16 protein-coding genes are annotated in these 17,403 nt (G+C 58.9%); 2 read left to right on the top strand and 14 right to left on the bottom strand.

Features of this window, described 5'->3' with window-relative positions; all coding sequences use genetic code 11:
• Positions 1 to 189 precede the first annotated feature (189 nt).
• The 12 genes from ACZYSM_RS19300 to ACZYSM_RS19245 form a co-directional block, all read right to left on the bottom strand.
• Positions 190 to 816: a class I SAM-dependent methyltransferase gene (locus tag ACZYSM_RS19300; RefSeq protein WP_489073573.1), complete on the bottom strand. Its 627-nt coding sequence runs from the start codon at positions 814 to 816 to the stop codon at positions 190 to 192.
• 119 nt (positions 817 to 935) lie between these two features.
• Positions 936 to 1,580: a methionine ABC transporter permease gene (locus ACZYSM_RS19295; RefSeq protein ID WP_489073571.1), complete on the bottom strand. Its 645-nt coding sequence runs from the start codon at positions 1,578 to 1,580 to the stop codon at positions 936 to 938.
• Complete coding sequence (locus ACZYSM_RS19290; protein WP_489073569.1) at positions 1,570 to 2,694, bottom strand: methionine ABC transporter ATP-binding protein; 1,125 nt, start codon at positions 2,692 to 2,694, stop codon at positions 1,570 to 1,572. The genes ACZYSM_RS19295 and ACZYSM_RS19290 overlap by 11 nt, the downstream gene beginning before the upstream one ends.
• Positions 2,695 to 2,696: 2 nt before the next feature.
• Positions 2,697 to 3,506 carry a MetQ/NlpA family ABC transporter substrate-binding protein gene (locus tag ACZYSM_RS19285; protein ID WP_489073567.1) on the bottom strand — a complete coding sequence of 270 codons (810 nt, stop codon included), beginning with the start codon at positions 3,504 to 3,506 and terminating at the stop codon, positions 2,697 to 2,699.
• Between the two features lie 144 nt (positions 3,507 to 3,650).
• Positions 3,651 to 5,006, bottom strand: a complete 1,356-nt coding sequence (locus ACZYSM_RS19280; RefSeq protein WP_489073565.1) for an LLM class flavin-dependent oxidoreductase — start codon at positions 5,004 to 5,006, stop codon at positions 3,651 to 3,653.
• Positions 5,007 to 5,017: 11 nt separating this feature from the next.
• A complete protein-coding gene (locus ACZYSM_RS19275) occupies positions 5,018 to 6,211 on the bottom strand; it encodes an SfnB family sulfur acquisition oxidoreductase (RefSeq protein WP_489073563.1) in 1,194 nt (397 codons plus the stop codon).
• Between the two features lie 38 nt (positions 6,212 to 6,249).
• On the bottom strand, positions 6,250 to 7,491 hold the full coding sequence (locus ACZYSM_RS19270) for an SfnB family sulfur acquisition oxidoreductase (RefSeq protein ID WP_489073561.1): 1,242 nt from the start codon (positions 7,489 to 7,491) through the stop codon (positions 6,250 to 6,252).
• Between the two features lie 256 nt (positions 7,492 to 7,747).
• The gene (locus ACZYSM_RS19265; RefSeq protein ID WP_489073559.1) at positions 7,748 to 8,512 is read right to left on the bottom strand and encodes a hypothetical protein; all 765 of its coding nucleotides are present in this window, start codon (positions 8,510 to 8,512) and stop codon (positions 7,748 to 7,750) included.
• A gap of 622 nt (positions 8,513 to 9,134) precedes the next feature.
• The gene (gene tcyN / locus ACZYSM_RS19260; protein ID WP_489073557.1) at positions 9,135 to 9,887 is read right to left on the bottom strand and encodes an L-cystine ABC transporter ATP-binding protein TcyN; all 753 of its coding nucleotides are present in this window, start codon (positions 9,885 to 9,887) and stop codon (positions 9,135 to 9,137) included.
• Positions 9,888 to 9,891: 4 nt separating this feature from the next.
• Positions 9,892 to 10,581 (bottom strand): cystine ABC transporter permease, encoded by a 690-nt coding sequence (tcyL, locus tag ACZYSM_RS19255; protein ID WP_489073555.1) that lies wholly within the window; start codon positions 10,579 to 10,581, stop codon positions 9,892 to 9,894.
• The gene (gene tcyJ / locus ACZYSM_RS19250) at positions 10,581 to 11,375 is read right to left on the bottom strand and encodes a cystine ABC transporter substrate-binding protein (protein ID WP_489073553.1); all 795 of its coding nucleotides are present in this window, start codon (positions 11,373 to 11,375) and stop codon (positions 10,581 to 10,583) included. The genes tcyL and tcyJ overlap by 1 nt, the downstream gene beginning before the upstream one ends.
• 319 nt (positions 11,376 to 11,694) lie before the next feature.
• Positions 11,695 to 12,687 carry a D-cysteine desulfhydrase gene (locus ACZYSM_RS19245; protein ID WP_489073551.1) on the bottom strand — a complete coding sequence of 331 codons (993 nt, stop codon included), beginning with the start codon at positions 12,685 to 12,687 and terminating at the stop codon, positions 11,695 to 11,697.
• 192 nt (positions 12,688 to 12,879) lie between these two features.
• On the opposite strand from ACZYSM_RS19245, the gene epsC reads away from it, so the two are divergent.
• Positions 12,880 to 13,806: a serine O-acetyltransferase EpsC gene (gene epsC, locus ACZYSM_RS19240; RefSeq protein WP_489073549.1), complete on the top strand. Its 927-nt coding sequence runs from the start codon at positions 12,880 to 12,882 to the stop codon at positions 13,804 to 13,806.
• A 298-nt stretch (positions 13,807 to 14,104) separates the two neighbouring features.
• Positions 14,105 to 16,060 (top strand): choline transporter BetT, encoded by a 1,956-nt coding sequence (gene betT / locus ACZYSM_RS19235; RefSeq protein ID WP_489073620.1) that lies wholly within the window; start codon positions 14,105 to 14,107, stop codon positions 16,058 to 16,060.
• A gap of 17 nt (positions 16,061 to 16,077) precedes the next feature.
• On the opposite strand, the gene ACZYSM_RS19230 is transcribed toward betT, so the two are convergent.
• On the bottom strand, positions 16,078 to 16,335 hold the full coding sequence (locus ACZYSM_RS19230; protein ID WP_489073547.1) for a hypothetical protein: 258 nt from the start codon (positions 16,333 to 16,335) through the stop codon (positions 16,078 to 16,080).
• Between the two features lie 286 nt (positions 16,336 to 16,621).
• Positions 16,622 to 17,362 (bottom strand): SDR family oxidoreductase, encoded by a 741-nt coding sequence (locus ACZYSM_RS19225; protein WP_489073545.1) that lies wholly within the window; start codon positions 17,360 to 17,362, stop codon positions 16,622 to 16,624.
• Positions 17,363 to 17,403 lie beyond the last annotated feature (41 nt).

The raw sequence follows: 17,403 nt of genomic DNA, 5'->3' as shown, positions 1-17,403 counted from the left end.
GCGGTGGTCTCAGGGGATGCTGCGACCTGAAAGTTCGAGTGAACTTTGTTTTTGCGCTTTCAAAACGGGTATCCAGCCCGGACTTCCAGGTCGCAGAAACTCCAAAAAGCACTCAGGTCAGCTCCCTCGCCCCTCTGGGGAGAGGGTTGGGGAGAGGGGTGGATGTCACTGACAGCCCAAAATCCGCGATCAAACTTTACGCCAAACACTCGCCAACCAGGGTTGCTGCTCGCGCGGCAGCCCGGCCGGCCGGTAGTAATGCTCCAGTTCGACAAACCCCGCCTCAGTCAACAACCCGCGCCACGACTCCAGATCGTGATACGCGCCATAACGCGGGCCATTCCAACCTTCCTGGTTCTCGCCACGAGGGTTGGAGCTGAACAGCACACCACCCGGTTTCAAGGTCGCATGCAGTTGTTTTAAAACCCGAGGCAATTCCTGCCCAGGAACATGAAACAGCACTGCGTTGGCGAAAATCCCGTCGAAACGCTCAGCGGGCAGGTCGAGCTTGAGAAAGTCCTGCTGCCAGACCTCGCAACCGCTGTCTTCGCGAGCCATTTGCGCAAAACGCTCCGAACCGTCGAGGCCGATGGCCGTGTGGCCCATACGAGTAAAGGTTTGCAGATCGCGGCCCGGGCCACAGCCAAAGTCGAGGATGCTGAACGGCGCTTCGCCTTGAATATGCCGCAGCAGCGCGGCGATGTTCTGACTGACGTCGTGGTCGCGAGTGCCTTCGCGGAAGCTCTCGGCTACCTCGTTGTAGTGGCCCAAGGTGGTGGAGGTGATCTGATTGAGGTCAGTCGGGGCGAGTTTCATGGCTGTCTGCGCGGGCGAGGGTGAGTTCGTCGAATATACCCCATGGTTCACCATCGCAGAAAAAGCCATGACCGCTTCGCGATGGCGTCAGGACAGGCGACACACTCTCCAAGGCGATCTCAGCGCTTGTTCAGGCCCTTGGCCAACCGATCCCCGCCTAGCTGAATCACTGCCACCAGAATCACCAACAGCACGATCACGGTGAGCATGATCTGGCTATCAAACCGCTGATAGCCGTAGCGGTAGGCGATGTCGCCCAACCCGCCCGCGCCAATTGCTCCGGCCATGGCCGATGAGTTGATCATGGTCACTAAGGTGATGGTGAAACCGCCGACGATCCCCGGTAACGCTTCCGGCAACAGCACGTGCCAGACAATGTGCCCGCGACGGCAACCCATGGCCTGGGCGGCTTCGATCAGGCCATGGTCGACTTCGCGCAAGCTGACCTCGGCGATGCGCGCGAAAAACGGTGTGGCGGCGATGGTCAGCGGAACTACGGCAGCCCACACGCCATACGTGGTACCGACGATCAGCCGGGTGAAGGGAATCAGCGCGACCATCAAAATCAGAAACGGGATCGAACGGAACAAGTTGACGAAAGCGCCCAGTGCCCGGTTCAGCACCGGCGCTTCATAAATTCCGCCCTTGGAACTGGTGACCAGAATCACCGCCAGCGGAATGCCCGCCAACAATGCGATCAGCGATGACACGCCGACCATCAGAAAGGTGTCGATGAAGCCCTGGAGTAAACGATCAAACCACATAGCCCAGCACCTCGACCTGTTGTGCCCATTGCCTGGCGCGCTGGCGTAATTCTTGCGCACCGTGGGACGAGTTCGTCACCGCCAGCAGCAGTTGTCCCAACACGTGTCCTTGAATCCGCTCCACACCTCCCTGCAGCAGGCGCACACGGCCGCCGAGGGCGCTGAACAACGCTGCCAGATCCGGTTCGTCAGCCGTGCTGCCGGTGAATTGCAGGCGCAGCACCACGGAGGCTTCCGATGACTGCGGTTGCGCTTGCAGGCGGCTTTTCAGTTCATCCGGCAAGCCGTGTTGCAACGGTGCGAGCAAGGTTTTACTGACCTCGTGCTGTGGGTTGCCAAAGACTTCCCAGACCGGCCCTTGCTCGACGATCGTTCCGTGTTCGAGCACCACCACCCGATCACAGATATCGCGGATCACTGCCATTTCGTGGGTGATCAAAATGATGGTCAGACCGAGTCGCTGATTGATCTCGCGCAGCAGGCCGAGGATCGACTGAGTGGTCTCCGGGTCCAGTGCTGAAGTGGCTTCGTCACAGAGCAGAATCGCCGGGTCATGGACCAGCGCGCGGGCAATTCCGACGCGCTGTTTTTGCCCGCCGGAAAGCTGCGCCGGATAGGCCTTGTGTTTGTCTTGCAGGCCCACCAGTTCCAGCAGTTCGCGGACCTTGCGCTCGCGTTGCTCCTTGGGCACGCCGGCGACCTTGAGTGGCAACTCGACGTTCTGCCAAACCGTCTTGGCCGACATCAGATTGAAGTGCTGGAAAATCATGCCAATACGTCGGCGCAGCGCCACCAGACGGTCTTCATTGAAGTCGCCGATGTCCACCTGATCAATCAGCACCCGGCCGGTGCTCGGCTGCTCCAGACGATTGATGGTGCGGATCAGCGACGACTTGCCGGCACCGCTGCGGCCGATGATGCCGAACACTTCGCCGCGCTGGATTGCCAGGTCGATACCGTGCAAAGCGTTGACCGGGCCATGCTGGCCTTCGTAGGTCTTGCCCAGGCCGATAAAGCGCACATGGGCGCGGTTCAGTTCCGGGTGCAGTTCGGTCTGTTCGGCGTTCTGCGGTGGCTGGTCGTCCAGCCTGCGTTGGGCGTTCGCTGTAATCATGCTTAACCTTCCCAGCCGGCTTGGTAGAGTTTGCCGTGCGCTTTATCCAGAGCTGCGCGTACGACTGGCGAGTGCTGGTAAATGTCGACGAATTTGATCAGCCGTGGATCGGTTTTGCTCTTGGGCTGGATCACGAACTGGATCACGTATTCCTTGTGATCGAGGCCGTCGAACAGCAAGGCAGACCCGGCATCGAAGGTTTTTGCCAGACGGATATAGGCCGGGTAACCCTGCACCAGATCGGCGTCATCGTAGGCGCGCACCAGTTGCACGGCTTCGACCTGGAGAATTTTCAGTTTCTTCGGGTTGGCGATGATGTCGTCTTCGGTGGCCTTGTAGCCGACCCCGGGTTTGAGGGTGATCAGCCCTGCCTTGGCCAGCAGTTGCAAGCCGCGCCCGCTGTTGATTGGATCGTTGGCGATGGCAACGCTGGCGCCTTGCGGCAGTTCGTCCAGGCTTTTGTATTTTTTCGAATAGAGGCCGACGTTGTTGATGATTCCCGGGGCAAACGGCACCAGATCAAATCCGCCGGCGGTTTTGGCGTTTTCCAGGAACGGGATGTGCTGGAAGTAGTTCACGTCGATATCGCCAGAGGCGAGGCTGACGTTGGGCGCGATCCAGTCGCTGAACTCTACCAGTTCGACTTTCAGGCCTTGTTTGCCGGCCTCTTCAACGGCTGCTTCCAGTGGAATGGCGAAGGCGGCGGTGGTGCCGATTTTTAGCGGCGCATCGGAGGCAGAAGCGACCGAGCTGAAGAGTCCGAGGGCAAGGACCAGTGCTTTGACTGGTTGTTTGAAGAGCTTGTTTTTCATGATGGGTTTCCAGTCAGTGCATAAATATGTGGTGTTTGATCTGGCGTCTTCGCGGGCAAGCCTCGCTCCTACGGTGATTGGGTTGCATATAAAAATGGTGGCCAATCGCGATTCCTGTAGGAGCGAGGCTTGCCCGCGATGCATTTAATGTCGATAGCTGGTGCCGGTGTGTTGCGGCGGCAAATGCGCCTCCCGGTGAAACAGCTTTTCTCTCAGGCTCCCCTGGTCATACGCGGTCTTGTACGACCCTCTGCGCTGCAACTCGGGGATCACCAGGTCGATGAAGTCGACATAGCTTTCAGGGGTGACGATGCGGGTCAGGTTGAAGCCATCCAGGCCGGTTTCGGCGATCCAGGATTCCAGTTCATCGGCGACCTGTTCGGGCGAGCCGACCAAGGTGATGTAGCGTCCGCCCAAGGCGTGCTGTTCGAGCAATTTGCGTCGGGTCCAATCATTGTTTTGCAGGGTTTTGGTGGCGGACTGGATGGCGTTGCTTTTCACGTACTGGATCGGCTCATCGAGTTCGTATTCGGCAAAATCGATACCCGTGGAGCTGGCGAAATGGGCGACACCGGCCTCGGCGCTGGCGTAGCTCAGGTACTCGGCATGCTTCTTCCATGCAAGCTCGCAGGTTTCACCAACGATCACGTTAAGGCCCATGAACACTTTGATGTCTTCCGGGTTGCGACCGGCCCGGGCGGCACTGGCGCGGACCTTGTCCACTTGCACTTTGGTCGACGCCTTGTTCTGCCCGCTGATAAACACGCACTCTGCATGCCGCCCGGCGAACTGTAAGCCTCGATCCGAGCTGCCGGCCTGGAACAGCACCGGTGTGCGTTGCGGCGAAGGTTCGCAGAGGTGATAGCCCTCGACCTGATAGAACTCGCCGTGGTGTCGGACTTTGTGGACCTTGTCCGGCTGCGCGTAGATCCGCTGCTGTGGATCGTTGAGCACCGCGTCGTTTTCCCAGCTGCCTTCCCAGAGTTTGTAGAGCACTTGCAGGTATTCATCGGCTTGGTCGTAACGCCGGTCGTGCTCGACCTGCTCGCTCAGGCCCATGGCCTTGGCGGCGCTGTCGAGGTAACCGGTGACGATGTTCCAGCCGACCCGGCCGCAGCTCAGGTGATCGAGTGTCGACATGCGTCGGGCGAACAGATACGGCGGTTCGTAGGTCAGGTTGGCGGTCAGGCCGAAGCCCAGATTTTTTGTCACCGCGGCCATGGCCGACACCAGCAGCAACGGGTCGTTGACTGGCAACTGGATCGACTCTTTGAGCGGTACGTTCACCGAGTTTTGATACACGTCATAGACGCCGACAATGTCAGCAATGAACAAGCCGTCGAACAGCCCGCGCTCCAGCAGTTGCGCCAGTTCGGTCCAGTACGAGAGGGTTTTGTATTGGGTCGAGTTGTCCCGTGGGTGGGTCCACAGGCCGTGGTTGATGTGCCCGATGCAGTTCATATTGAACGCATTGAGCAGGATCTTTTTTCTTGTTTTCAACTGCTCGCTCATCAAATGGTCCCCCGCAATGGTGGGTTTTCATCATTGAGGTAGTAGTTGCCGACCGCGTGGTACTTCCAGCGCACCGGGTCGTGCAGAGTGTGCACCCGGGCGTTACGCCAGTGGCGGTCCAGACCATGCTCGGCCAGGGTTGCCTGGCTGCCGGCCAGTTCGAACAAGGTGCTGCTGGCCGCCAGGGAAATTTCAGTGCTGATGGCGCGGGCTTCGGCGACGGCAATCGACGCGGCGGCAACGGTTTTAGCGTTGGTTTCAGCCTGGGCCTTGTCGAGGAACTCACCGGCGCGTTCCAGCAGTGCTTCGGCGGCGTGCAGGCGAATGCTCAAGTGGCCGAAGCTCTTGAGAGTTAATGGGTCTTCAGTGGCTTTGTCGTTGCCGGAATCAATCCACGGCCGGGTTTTGGTTCGTACAAAATGCAGTGCGTCTTCATAAGCGGCGCGGGCGATGCCGGTGTCGATGGCGGCGTGGAGAATCTGCGCCAGCGGGCCGACCGGGGTCGGGCGTTCGAAGGCGCTTTGGAACGGGATCACGTCCTCGGCCGCGACATACACGTCATCGAACACCACCGAACCGCTGCCGGTAGTGCGCTGGCCGAAGCCGCTCCAGTCGTCGATCACGCTCAGGCCCTGGCTGTCGCGCGGCACAAAGGCCAGTTGCTGCACACCGTTTTCATCCACCACGGAGGTCGGAATTCGTTGCGCGTAGATCGCCCCGGTGGAATAGAACTTGCGGCCGTTGATGCGATAACCCTCGCCATCGCGGTTCAGGCGGGTGACGCGGTCGTGAGCAGTTTTGGTGCCCAGTTCTGCAAGCGCATTGCCGAAACGCTGGCCGGCCAATACTTCTGCGTAGAGGCGTTTTTGTTGCTCGGGGCTGCCGTTTACCCGCAGCACTTCGAGGGCATAAAAATGGTTCTGCGGGATCTGCCCGAGGGACGCGTCGCCTTGGGCGATCAAGGCAATGACCTTGGCCAGGGTGACGTTGGAAACGCCTGCTCCTCCGTAGGCCTTCGGCACGCTGATGCCCCACAGGCCGGAGCGCGAAAACACTTCCAGTTCCGGGTACGGCAGTCGACGCTCGCGATCACGTAATGTGCTGTCGCGTTTGAAATCTTCGGCCAGGTCGCTGGCAACGATCAGGGCGTGTTCGTCGCTGCTTATGACCGCGACGTGTTGAGAAATAGTCATATGTTTCTCCAGAGATCTGGTCAAAAGTGTTCTGGTCGTCAGATCCAGGAATGTCTGGCGGGCAAGGTGCCGTTCAGGTGATAGGCGCCCACGGCGTGATATTTCCAGCGCACCGGGTCGTGAAGGGTGTGTACGCGTGCGTTGCGCCAGTGGCGGTCGAGGTTAAATTCGGCGAGGGTCGCGCGGCTGCCGGCCAGTTCAAAAAGCTTTTCACTGGCCAGCAGCGAGATCTCGGTGGTCAGTACTTTGGCTTCGGCCACAGCGATTGATGCGCGGGCCGCGGATTGGGCAGTCACCGGTGCGGCTCTGACTTGATCGAGCACTTGCCCGGCCTTGCGCAGCAGTGCTTCGGCGGCGTGCAGCTCAATTTTCAGCTTGCCGATATCGGCGATGACATACAGGTCATCACTGGCGCGTTCGACGTTGGCGTCGATCCACGGCCGCGATCGTTCGCGGACAAAACTGATGCTGTCGTCGATGGCGCCGCGGGCAATGCCGGCATCGATGGCGGCCTGAATCAATTGCGACACGGCGCCCTGGATATTGGGTATTTCAGTCAGCCTCCAGTTATCCACAACCAGCTCGGCTTCGACGGGGACGTTGTTGAGTAGCACGGTGCCGCTGGCGGTGGTCCGTTGGCCAAAGCCTGACCAGTCATCGACGATGCGCAGGCCGGGCGCGCCGCGGCGGACAAACGCCATGACTTGCTTGCCTTCGTCGTTCAGGGCTTTGACGGCAATCCAGTGGGCGAACAAGGCGCCGGTGGAGTAAAACTTCTGACCGTTGATGATGAAACCATCACCGGCGGCGGTGATCCGGGCTTTGAGTTCAAGGGTGTTTTTGGTGCCGCGTTCCGGCCCTGCATTGCCGATCCGCCAGCCTTCAAGGACGCTTTGGAACAACTGCTTTTTTTGCCGCTCGGTGGCGCTGTCCAATAGCACATTGAGAATGCCGAACTGGTTTTGCGGGATCTGCCCCAGCGCCGGGTCGGCCGCAGAAATAATCGCGAACACCTCAGCCAGGGTGACGAATGAAATCTGCGGACCGCCGAATTCACGGGGAATGGAAATACTGCCCAGGCCGCTGCGGGTGAACTGCTCTATTTCCGACCACGGCAACTTGCGCTGCTGGTCGCGCCGCGATGCTTGCAGGCGGGCAATATCAGCGAGTTCATGAGCGGCTTTTAAAGCTTCAGCGTCGTCACGCAAGACACGTGCGGGCAACAACAGCGGGGCGATGTCCAGATCACTCTGGACGGATGCATCTGCCAGATTAGACATCAGTGCCGCTCCTTGGCTGCACGCAATGCCCTGGCGATGTGCACCGGGGTGATTCTGACCATACCTACCTCACATCTCATGGATATGCCGCGAAAGCTGCGGCGAAATCAAAAACAAGAATGTCCGGTGGTCCGGTTTATATACCCTAATCGCGTATAAAAAATTAATAAACTAACTTTTAGGAATATGCATAGAAGGCCTGCTGTCATGTCCCCGCCTCTGAAGCAGTAGCCCCAGAGCAGGCGGGCGTGTGAGCTCAGCGGCGTCTGGTTTCGGCGGCTTTAAGTACCGTTCTCACGGGTATTTTGTTGTAGGGGTTGGCGCAACCGATCTTCAGTTTTCGGGCCGGTGCCCAGCGTGAGTTGTTACCCACGCGGTCGAGGATGCAGTAGGTGATTTCCAGTTGATTGTCTTCCCCAGCCTCCAGAATGACTGCGGTGGGCACCCAAACATTGATCGGCTTGCCAACCTCGCAGGCTTTGACCTTAGGCAGGTCTATACGCACGTCACCCCAACGCAGGGTGATCTCATCCTCGGCGGCCATGTTCAGGTAGGGCTCGATGGTCAGCGGCACGCCACGTTTGATCTGATTGGGGTTGACCCCCTGGCGGCGGATCGGCTCGGGGATGCCCAGAGGTTCAAGCCCCTGATTTTCTTCGCCGCAGACCTCCGAAGGCTGGCCGCCAGGGCAGCCGAGTTTGACCTGAACCCGTCTGGTGGCTGACAGCGCGGGGCCATGCCCGACTTGCATGACCCGATAGTGGATCCGCGAAGTGCCGTTGTGAATAAAACTCTCTGGCACCCGCAGGCTGACGGGTTGACCAACGTCGGCGACCCTGAGCGACCTGGACGCTACGTAGCAGCTGTCCCAGAACAGCTCGATCAGGTCACCTTCGTCCATGCCGGCGTAAGGCGGTATATCAATTAGCAGGTGAGCGGCGGCGATAACGCCTATGCCATGCGCATGGTTCTGCGCCAGAGACGGAGCGCCAAGTTCTGGTTTTGCCGAGGTATGTGTCATGTCGTTCTCCTTGATAGAGCGCAGCGAAATCCGTTTCGGGCAGGAACACAACGTAAGTGCCAAGCCGTCACTTATATAGCGCTACTCAAGTTGCAAAGTGATAAGCCAATTAGTTTAAACATCCAGAGTGCGTAATTAGCTCTGATATTTTTGTTTAGCTAAGGGGGAGTCAGAGTTCATGTCAAGTCAATGCGTGGGCAAACTTATCGAACTGCCTCTATTCAGAAATGGCCTACAGATAATTGGCATTTTAGTGTGCGTTCCTGGTGACTTTTGCCCAGAAGTTATTGCGCGAGCAACCGTGTTGCTGGCCAGTAACGCCAAGCAAACCATAGCCAGGATTATTGTGGTTTTTTGAGAGAAATGTATAACCGGAGGCATGTATGAACGCAGCCTACAATTAATAATCGCGCTGCCGAGCGGCTCATATGGCAGGGGAGTAAACGACGTTGTTTGTATAAAGACGTGGCGTGAACTGCTTCTATACAGAGCGGCTAGTCGCACGGGTCTGAATCAAAGTACTCATTTGAGAGTGGACGTTGGCAGGAAGGGTGGGCTTAAAAAGCAAACGTATTCCAGTAAAACTCGCTCCATCCTTGGTACGAGTTACTGGATCCGATAATTAAATATCGACGTTAAGAAATTTACTGAGAAACTGCCGCGTGCGTTCTTCTTTAGGGTTGGCAAACAATGCCTTGGCCTCTCCCTGCTCGACGATTACGCCCTTGTCGAAAAATACCACCCGGTTGGCCACGTCCCGGGCGAAGCTCATTTCGTGGGTGACGATCACCATGGTGCGTTTCTCTTCAGCCAGGCCACGGATGGTCGCCAGTACCTCGCCAACCAGTTCCGGGTCCAGGGCTGAGGTGGGCTCATCGAACAGGATCACCTCCGGTTCCATCGCCAGCGCGCGAGCAATCGCTACGCGCTGTTGCTGCCCACCGGAGAGCCTGCGTGGGTAAGCGTCTTCCTTGCCCGCCAGGCCGACCTTGGCCATCAGTGCGCGGCCCAAAGCGAGCGCTTTGTCCTTGGGCATTTTTTTTACCACCAGCGGGCCTTCGATCACGTTTTCCAGTGCTGTGCGATGGGGGAACAGGTTGAAGTTCTGGAACACGAAACCCACGTGCTGACGCAACCTGCGCACCAGACCTTGCTGCTGGTTCAACGGGCGGCTGCCATCGATTTCGATATCGCCGACCTTGATCCGGCCACTGGTGGGTTCCTCGAGAAAATTCAGACAGCGCAGGAAGGTCGTTTTTCCCGACCCGCTGGGTCCGATGATTGCGACCACCTCACCTTCCTCGACCCGCAGGTCGATGCCGTTGAGGACCGTCTGACCTTTAAATTGCTTCGTCAGTTTTTCAACCACAATCATGCGTTCAAGACTCCTGGTCGTGCCGATTGACCCGCTCTTCCAGACGGTTCTGCAGGTGCGCGAGCAGGCTGGCCAGAATCCAGTAGATCAGTGCGGCGGCAAGATACATGGTGAAAATTTCGAAGGTCCGGGCGGTGATTAGCTGCGCCTGACGGAACAATTCAGGGACCTGAATGGTGGCCGCCAGAGCGGTGTCCTTGACCAGCGAAATAAAGCTGTTGCCCAGTGGCGGCAAAGCAGTGCGCGCCGCTTGCGGCAGGATGGCCCGGCGCAAGGTTTGCGCGCGTGTCATACCGATACTGGCGGCAGCTTCCCACTGGCCGCGTTCGATCGAGCTGATCGCGGCACGGAGAATTTCGCAGGCATAGGCGGCCATGTTCAGCGAGAAGCCGATCAACGCCGCCGGCAGCGGATCAAGTTCGATGCCCAATTGCGGCAAGCCGTAATAGATCACGAACAACTGCACCAGCAGCGGTGTGCCGCGAAAGAACGACACGTAGACGCGGGCAATCCAGCTCACCAGCTTGAAGCGCGAAAGACGCATCAAGGCCAGGCCGAACCCCAGCAACAGGCCGAAAAACATCCCGCCCAGACTGAGGAACACTGTGTAATACGCGCCCTTGATCAGGAAGGGCGCGGAGTCCAGCGCAAGCTGCAGCGCCGCCTGGAGCTGCGGGAAGTGCAGTGCTTCCATTATTGAGTGACGTCAGCGTTGAAATACTTTTCCGAGAGCTTTTTCAACGTGCCGTCGGCGCGCAGTTTCTCGATGGCTTTGTTGATGGCGGTCAACAGTTCAGGCTCGCCTTTGCGCAGAGCGATACCGGCTTCCTGACGGGAGAAGGGCGCGCCGGAGACTGCGGTGTCTTTGGCTTTGCCCACCAGCTCGAGAGCGGCCAAGCGGTCCACCAGAATGGCATCGATACGGCCTACGCGCAGGTCCTGGTACTTGGTTGGATCATCGTCGTAGGTCTTGATGATGGCTTGCGGGACGTTGTCCTTGAGCCACTGCTCGTAGTTGGTGCCAAGGCCCACACCGACTTTCTTGCCGGCCAGATCGGCGGCGGTCTTGATGGTGCCTTCGTTCTTTTTCAGGGTCAGTGCCTGAATCCCGGAGATGGTGTAAGGCGTGGAGAAGTCGTACTTTTTCTTGCGCTCTTCAGAGATGGTTACCTGGTTGATCACCACGTCCAGACGCTTGGATTCCAGTGCCGCGAGGATGCCGTCCCATTTGGTCGGCTGCAGTTTCACTTTCACACCCAGCTCTTTTCCCAATGCCTCGGAGAACTCTACTTCGAAGCCTGCCAGCTTGCCGTTTTCATCGACGAAACTGAACGGTGGGTAGGTGCCTTCCAGACCGACATTCAGCGTGCCGCTGTCTTTTATTTTTTGCAGTTGCTCACCGGCAACTGCTTGCCCCAGCAGGCCTGCACCGAGTGCCAGACCCAGCGAGCCGATAAGCAGATTTCGACGTAGTGCGGAAAAATTCATGACAAGCCCCTATGTTTTCTTATGAAGATGCATTTGGAAAAGAAGGCAAATCTCAGGATCTGGACGACTGCAACATCCTGCCTGAAAGCAGCCTATGCGTCTTTCGGCATATTCGCCTACGGCGCGACTATATGACGGCTTTTTTAGATTGGAAAATAATATAAATTCACTTTGTTATTCTTTTATTGAATAGTAAACGATTGAATTTTGTCGAATTCGAAAAAATCGCAGCCTGCGGCAGCTCCTACAAAGGCAGGTTGATAACCGATTCCGTAGGAGCTGCTGCAGGTTCGGGCCGTGTTCGGGCGATTTTTTGCTTTTAAAATGCCCCCGCATACGCAAACAACGCCGGTGCTCCACCGGTGTGCAGGAAGATGATCGGGCCGTCATTAAAGCGCTGCCGACCGATGCCATCGAGCAGTCCGGCCATGGCTTTGCCGGTGTACACCGGGTCCAGCAACAAACCTTCCTGACTCGCCACCAGCTTGATCGCAGCCAGCGTGCCGGCGTTCGGCTCGCCATAGCGCGGGGCGAAATACTCGTCCCACAGCTCAACCTTGAAGCTCGCCGGCAAACTCACGCCGAGCAGCTCGGCAGTGCGTTCGGCCAGGCCTTGAACCTTCGGCCGCTGGGCTTCATCGCTGCGGGAAACCGTGACGCCCACCACAGGTAAATCCGGTAGCACTTCGCTCAGCGCCAACGCCAGACCGCTATGGGTCCCGGCACTGCCGGAGGCCAACACCACGGCGGCGAATTTCAAACCGCTGTCCTCAATCTGCCCGGCCAGCTCCAGGCCGGCGCGTACATAACCCAAAGCCCCCAAGGCGTTGGAGCCGCCAATGGGCACCAGGTACGGTTTTTTGCCGTTGGACCGCAGGCGCTCGGCGAGGGCGTGTAATTGATCGTCGGCATTGTCCAGGTTGTCCACTAACTCGACCTTGGCGTCGAACAAATCCAGCAGCAGGCGATTGCCGTTAGCCAGGTAGTTGCTGTCGCGGGTACCGATCGGATTTTCCAGTAGCGCCACGCACCCCAGCCCAAGCTTGGCGGCCAGCGCGGCGGTCTGGCGCACATGGTTGGACTGGATAGCTCCGGCGGTGATCAACGTATCGGCACCGGCAGCCAGTGCATCGGCGGCCAGGTATTCAAGTTTGCGCAGCTTGTTGCCGCCCAGCGCCAGCGGGGTGGTGTCATCGCGTTTGACATAGATGTCGCGACCCAGCCAGGTCGACAGGCGTTCGAGCTTTTCGAGCGCGGTGGCATTGCCGAGGAGTTCCAGACGATTGAAGCGAGCAAGCTGTTGTTTGATCATGGGTCCGCACTGGCTGTAGGAGATGTCTGGACTATAGGCAGGCCCTTTTACTCGAGCAACCGCCAATCGCTTATATCGAAAAGTGCTGAGCGCCGCACAATTCGTTCTTAATTCAGGTTTGGGCGTATACCGTAAAGTGGATGCCGTTTGTGCGGCCAGACAGTCCGGCCGCCAGAGTGAGGAGTCATTATCGTGAGCGAGCGTTCCAGCCATTGGCAATTGCAGACCATCGTCGGCCAACTGCGCTCCGCCAGAGACCAGTGGCGCACTCAGAACGGTCGCATCAGCGGCGAGCAGGGCGGGCGCGAACTGCCGTCGCGTGCCGCCATGGCCGAGATTCTCGAGGCCCTGTGTGGCGCGCTGTTCCCGATGCGCCTTGGCCCAGTGGATCTGCGCGAGGAGAGTGAAGACTTTTACGTCGGTCACACCCTGGACGTGGCGCTCAATGCCTTGCTGGCCCAGGCACGGCTTGAGTTGCGCTATGTGGCTCGGCAAAGCGCCAAGGTCGATAACGAAGTCGAGATCAAGGCGATCCGGCTGATCCAGGACTTCGCCCTGGCCTTGCCGGGATTGCGCAGCCTGCTCGATACCGATGTGCTGGCGGCCTTCCACGGTGACCCGGCGGCGCGCAGCGTGGATGAGGTGCTGCTGTGTTACCCGGGGATTCTCGCGGTGATCCACCATCGCCTGGCGCATCACTTGTACCGCGCCGGGTTGCCGCTGCTGGCGCGGATCAGTTCGGAAATCGCCCACTCGGCGACGGGCATCGATATCCACCCTGGCGCGCAGATCGGCGCCAGCTTTTTTATCGATCACGGGACGGGTGTGGTGATCGGCGAAACCGCGATCATCGGCGAGCGGGTGCGCATCTATCAGGCCGTGACCCTCGGGGCGAAACGTTTCCCCGCAGATGAAGACGGTCAGTTGCAAAAGGGCCATCCGCGCCACCCGATTGTCGAAGACGACGTGGTGATTTACGCCGGTGCGACCATTCTCGGACGGATCACCATTGGCAAGGGTTCGACCATCGGCGGCAACGTCTGGCTGACCCGCAGCGTGCCGGCAGGCTGCAACCTGACCCAGGCGAATTTGCAGCACGATGACGGGACGCAGAAGTAGCGACACCGATCGTTCCCTGTGGCGAGGGCGCAAGCTCCCTCGCCACAGAGATTTCCCCCCCCACGTCATACCCCTCCTTGAGCTAGCGTACGACAGGGACCGCTGAGCCTTGCGATTAGTCCTGAAACGCCTATCCATGTTTAACTTGACCGTTCGTTCAAGTTAAATCGGTGGTTCGCTGCCCGCTCACAACAGGAGGCTTACCTTTGCTGAGTCCGTTTTATTCAGCCACATTTCACTCCCTCGAGGTGCACCTTTCATGAGTGCACCGTCTACCTCTCCCGGCGGCCAGATGCGCATGAACCCGCCGGTGTTTTACTTCGCTGCGAGCTTCATTCTGTTGTTCGGCCTGGTGGTAATTGCTATGCCCGAACAGGCTGGCGCGTGGCTTCTGGCCGCACAAGACTGGGCAGCCAATACGGTCGGCTGGTACTACATGCTGGCGATGTCCCTGTATCTGGTCTTCGTGGTGGTCACCGCCTTATCTGGCTACGGCAAGATCAAGCTCGGTGCCGACCACGACGAGCCCGAATTCAGTTACCTGTCCTGGGCCGGCATGCTGTTCGCCGCCGGGATCAGCATCACGCTGTTTTTCTTCTGCGTCTCTGAACCGCTGACCCACCTGCTGCAGCCGCCCCAAGGCGAAGCCGGCACCGCAGACGCTGCGCGCCAGGCCATGCAGATTCTGTTTCTGCACTGGGGCCTGCACGGTTGGGGGGTGTTCGCTTTTGTCGGCATGGCGCTGGCCTACTTCGCCTATCGGCATAACCTGCCGCTGGCGCTGCGCTCGGCGCTTTACCCGCTGATCGGCAAACGCATCAATGGTCCAATCGGCTACGCAGTGGACGGCTTTGGGATCATCGCGACGGTGTTCGGTCTCGGCGCGGACATGGGCTTCGGCGTGTTGCACCTCAACTCAGGGCTCGACTTCCTGTTTGGCGTCGCTCACACCCAATGGATTCAGGTTGGCCTTATTACCCTGATGATGGGCGCGGCGATACTCGTTGCGGTCTCCGGCGTCGATAAAGGCGTGCGGGTGATGTCGGACATCAACATGCTGCTGGCCTGTGCGCTGCTGCTGTTTGTGTTGTTCGCCGGGCCCACCCAGCACTTGCTCAACACTCTCATCCAGAACATCGGCGACTACCTCGGTGCGCTGCCGACCAAGAGTTTCGACCTCTACGCCTACGACAAACCCAGCGACTGGCTGGGCAGCTGGACGGTGTTCTACTGGGCTTGGTGGATCGCATGGTCGCCGTTCGTGGGCCTGTTCATCGCGCGGATTTCCCGTGGTCGGACCATCCGCGAATTCGTCTTCGGCGTACTCCTGATTCCGCTGGGCTTCACCCTGGCGTGGATGTCGATCTTCGGCAACAGCGCCATCGATCAGGTGCTCAATCACGGCATGAGTGCGCTGGGCATGTCGGCCCTCGAAAATCCGTCGATGACCCTTTACCTGCTACTGGAAACCTACCCGTGGGGCAAGACCGTGATCGCGGTCACGGTGTTTATCAGCTTCGTGTTCTTCGTCACCTCGGCGGACTCCGGCACCGTAGTGCTCTCGACGCTCTCCGCCCGTGGCGGCAACCCCGACGAAGACGGGCCGAAATGGCTGCGGGTGTTCTGGGGTGCAATGACCGCGCTGATCACCAGTGCCTTGCTGTTCGCTGGCAGTATCGATTCGCTGAAGTCGGCGGTGGTGCTGACCTCGCTGCCGTTCTCGTTGATTTTGCTGCTGATGATGTGGGGGCTGCACAAGGCGTTCTATCTCGAGTCGCAGAAACAGATCGCGCAACTGCACTCGCTGGCGCCGGTATCCGGTTCGCGACGCGGCGGTTGGCGTCAGCGCCTGAGCCAGGCCGTGCATTTCCCTTCACGGGATGAGGTGTACCGTTTCCTCGATTCGACGGTGCGCCCGGCCATCGAAGAAGTGACGGCGGTGTTCGTCGAAAAGGGCCTCAACGTGGTCGCTCAGCCGGACCCGGCCAATGACAGCGTCAGCCTGGAAATCGGTCATGGCGAGCAGCATCCGTTTATCTATCAGGTGCAAATGCGCGGCTACTTCACACCGTCCTTCGCTCGTGGCGGGATGGGCTCCAAAGAGCTCAACAACCGTCGCTATTACCGGGCTGAAGTGCACCTGAGCGAAGGCAGTCAGGACTACGATCTGGTGGGTTACACCAAGGAGCAGATCATTAACGACATCCTCGATCAGTACGAGCGTCACATGCAGTTTCTGCATCTGGTGCGTTGATCGAGGGCCGGTGGCGCTCAGGTTCTGGTCAGCATCAGGAACAGCACCAGAGCGATCACCGGTATGCCGAACACCACACAACCGATCGTCAGTTCCGTGGCCAGCGGCTGCCCGGCAGTGACCCTGCCGGCCGCGCCATTGATCACCGTGAGTGCCAACCCCAGGCCGACGAAGCTATAGCTGAGCGTCTGCTGGCTGAAGCCAAGCTTGTTGCCGATGAACAGCATCAGGGCCAGGAGTATCAGGCCGAAGGTGGTGATGATAGTGGTGTGCATAGGGAACCTCTTGGATGTGAACAATCTCGTAGCAGCTGGCGAAGCCTGCGTCCGGCTGCGCAGCAGTCGTAATTCGGAGGGCTCGGTGTATCAGAAAGAACGCGATTAACCCTTTTACGACCGCTGCGCGCTCGGACGCAGGCTTCGCCAGCTGCTACGAAGTGCGTGTCGCTCAGGAGAGGGGAAACACATCATCAATCCCGATCTGCTTGGTAAAATCGATCCTCACCCTTCCATCACCCCGTCATAACGAGCATAGGCGTCGCTGCGGGCCATGTCGCAAGGCTTAAACCAGCCCGCCATTGGTGCGCAGGATTTGCCCGTTGACCCAAGCGGCAGCCGGGCTGACCAGGAAGGAGATGACATGGGCGATGTCTTCCGGCTGACCGAGGCGTTCCAGTGGCGGCATCTTGGCGAAGGTCTGGATCTGTTCTTCGCTTTTGCCGTGCAGAAACAGTTCAGTGGCGACCGGGCCGGGAGCGACCGCATTGACCGTAATGTTGCGACCGCGCAGCTCCTTGGCGAACACCTGGGTGAAGGATTCCACCGCCGCCTTGCTGGCGATGTACACCGCGTAGCCCGGCAGGTTCATGGCCACGGTACTGCTGGAGAAATTGACGATGCGGCCGCCGACATTCAGGCGGGTCGCGGCTTCACGCAGGGTGTTGAAGGTGCCGCGGGTATTGATGGCGAAGGTCTGCTCGAACAACTCATCGCTGTGCTGGGCCAACGGCAGAACTTTAAGGATCCCGGCGTTGTTCACCAGTACGTCGACCTTGCCCAGTTGTGCTTCGGTCTCATCGAACATCCGGCTCACGTCGGCAGCGTTGGACACGTCGGCCTTGATCGCTATGGCCTGATGGCCAGCCTGGCGCAGCTCCACTACCAGAGCCGAGGCTTCGTTGGCGCTGCTGGCGTAGTTGATGGCAACGGCAAAGCCTTCAGAGGCGAGTTGTCTGGCGATCACTGCGCCGATGCCGCGGGAAGCGCCGGTAACGATTGCAACTTTCGAAGTGTGAGTAGTCATGGCGGGTTTCCTTGAGGTGGTGAAGTTGTCGGGTGTGGGAG

It is taken from the genome of Pseudomonas sp. F220, assembly GCF_057813935.1.
Note: the sequence above shows the minus strand (reverse complement) of the source record. Positions and strands in the feature narration are given on the sequence as shown.

Coding starts and splice junctions, on each gene's coding strand:
- ACZYSM_RS19300 (WP_489073573.1), bottom strand. CDS start 816: ATGAAACTCGCCCCGACTGACCTCAATCAGATCACCTCCACCACCTTG.
- ACZYSM_RS19295 (WP_489073571.1), bottom strand. CDS start 1,580: ATGTGGTTTGATCGTTTACTCCAGGGCTTCATCGACACCTTTCTGATG.
- ACZYSM_RS19290 (WP_489073569.1), bottom strand. CDS start 2,694: ATGATTACAGCGAACGCCCAACGCAGGCTGGACGACCAGCCACCGCAG.
- ACZYSM_RS19285 (WP_489073567.1), bottom strand. CDS start 3,506: ATGAAAAACAAGCTCTTCAAACAACCAGTCAAAGCACTGGTCCTTGCC.
- ACZYSM_RS19275 (WP_489073563.1), bottom strand. CDS start 6,211: ATGACTATTTCTCAACACGTCGCGGTCATAAGCAGCGACGAACACGCC.
- ACZYSM_RS19270 (WP_489073561.1), bottom strand. CDS start 7,491: ATGTCTAATCTGGCAGATGCATCCGTCCAGAGTGATCTGGACATCGCC.
- ACZYSM_RS19265 (WP_489073559.1), bottom strand. CDS start 8,512: ATGACACATACCTCGGCAAAACCAGAACTTGGCGCTCCGTCTCTGGCG.
- tcyN (WP_489073557.1), bottom strand. CDS start 9,887: ATGATTGTGGTTGAAAAACTGACGAAGCAATTTAAAGGTCAGACGGTC.
- tcyL (WP_489073555.1), bottom strand. CDS start 10,581: ATGGAAGCACTGCACTTCCCGCAGCTCCAGGCGGCGCTGCAGCTTGCG.
- tcyJ (WP_489073553.1), bottom strand. CDS start 11,375: ATGAATTTTTCCGCACTACGTCGAAATCTGCTTATCGGCTCGCTGGGT.
- ACZYSM_RS19245 (WP_489073551.1), bottom strand. CDS start 12,687: ATGATCAAACAACAGCTTGCTCGCTTCAATCGTCTGGAACTCCTCGGC.
- betT (WP_489073620.1), top strand. CDS start 14,105: ATGAACCCGCCGGTGTTTTACTTCGCTGCGAGCTTCATTCTGTTGTTC.
- ACZYSM_RS19230 (WP_489073547.1), bottom strand. CDS start 16,335: ATGCACACCACTATCATCACCACCTTCGGCCTGATACTCCTGGCCCTG.
- ACZYSM_RS19225 (WP_489073545.1), bottom strand. CDS start 17,362: ATGACTACTCACACTTCGAAAGTTGCAATCGTTACCGGCGCTTCCCGC.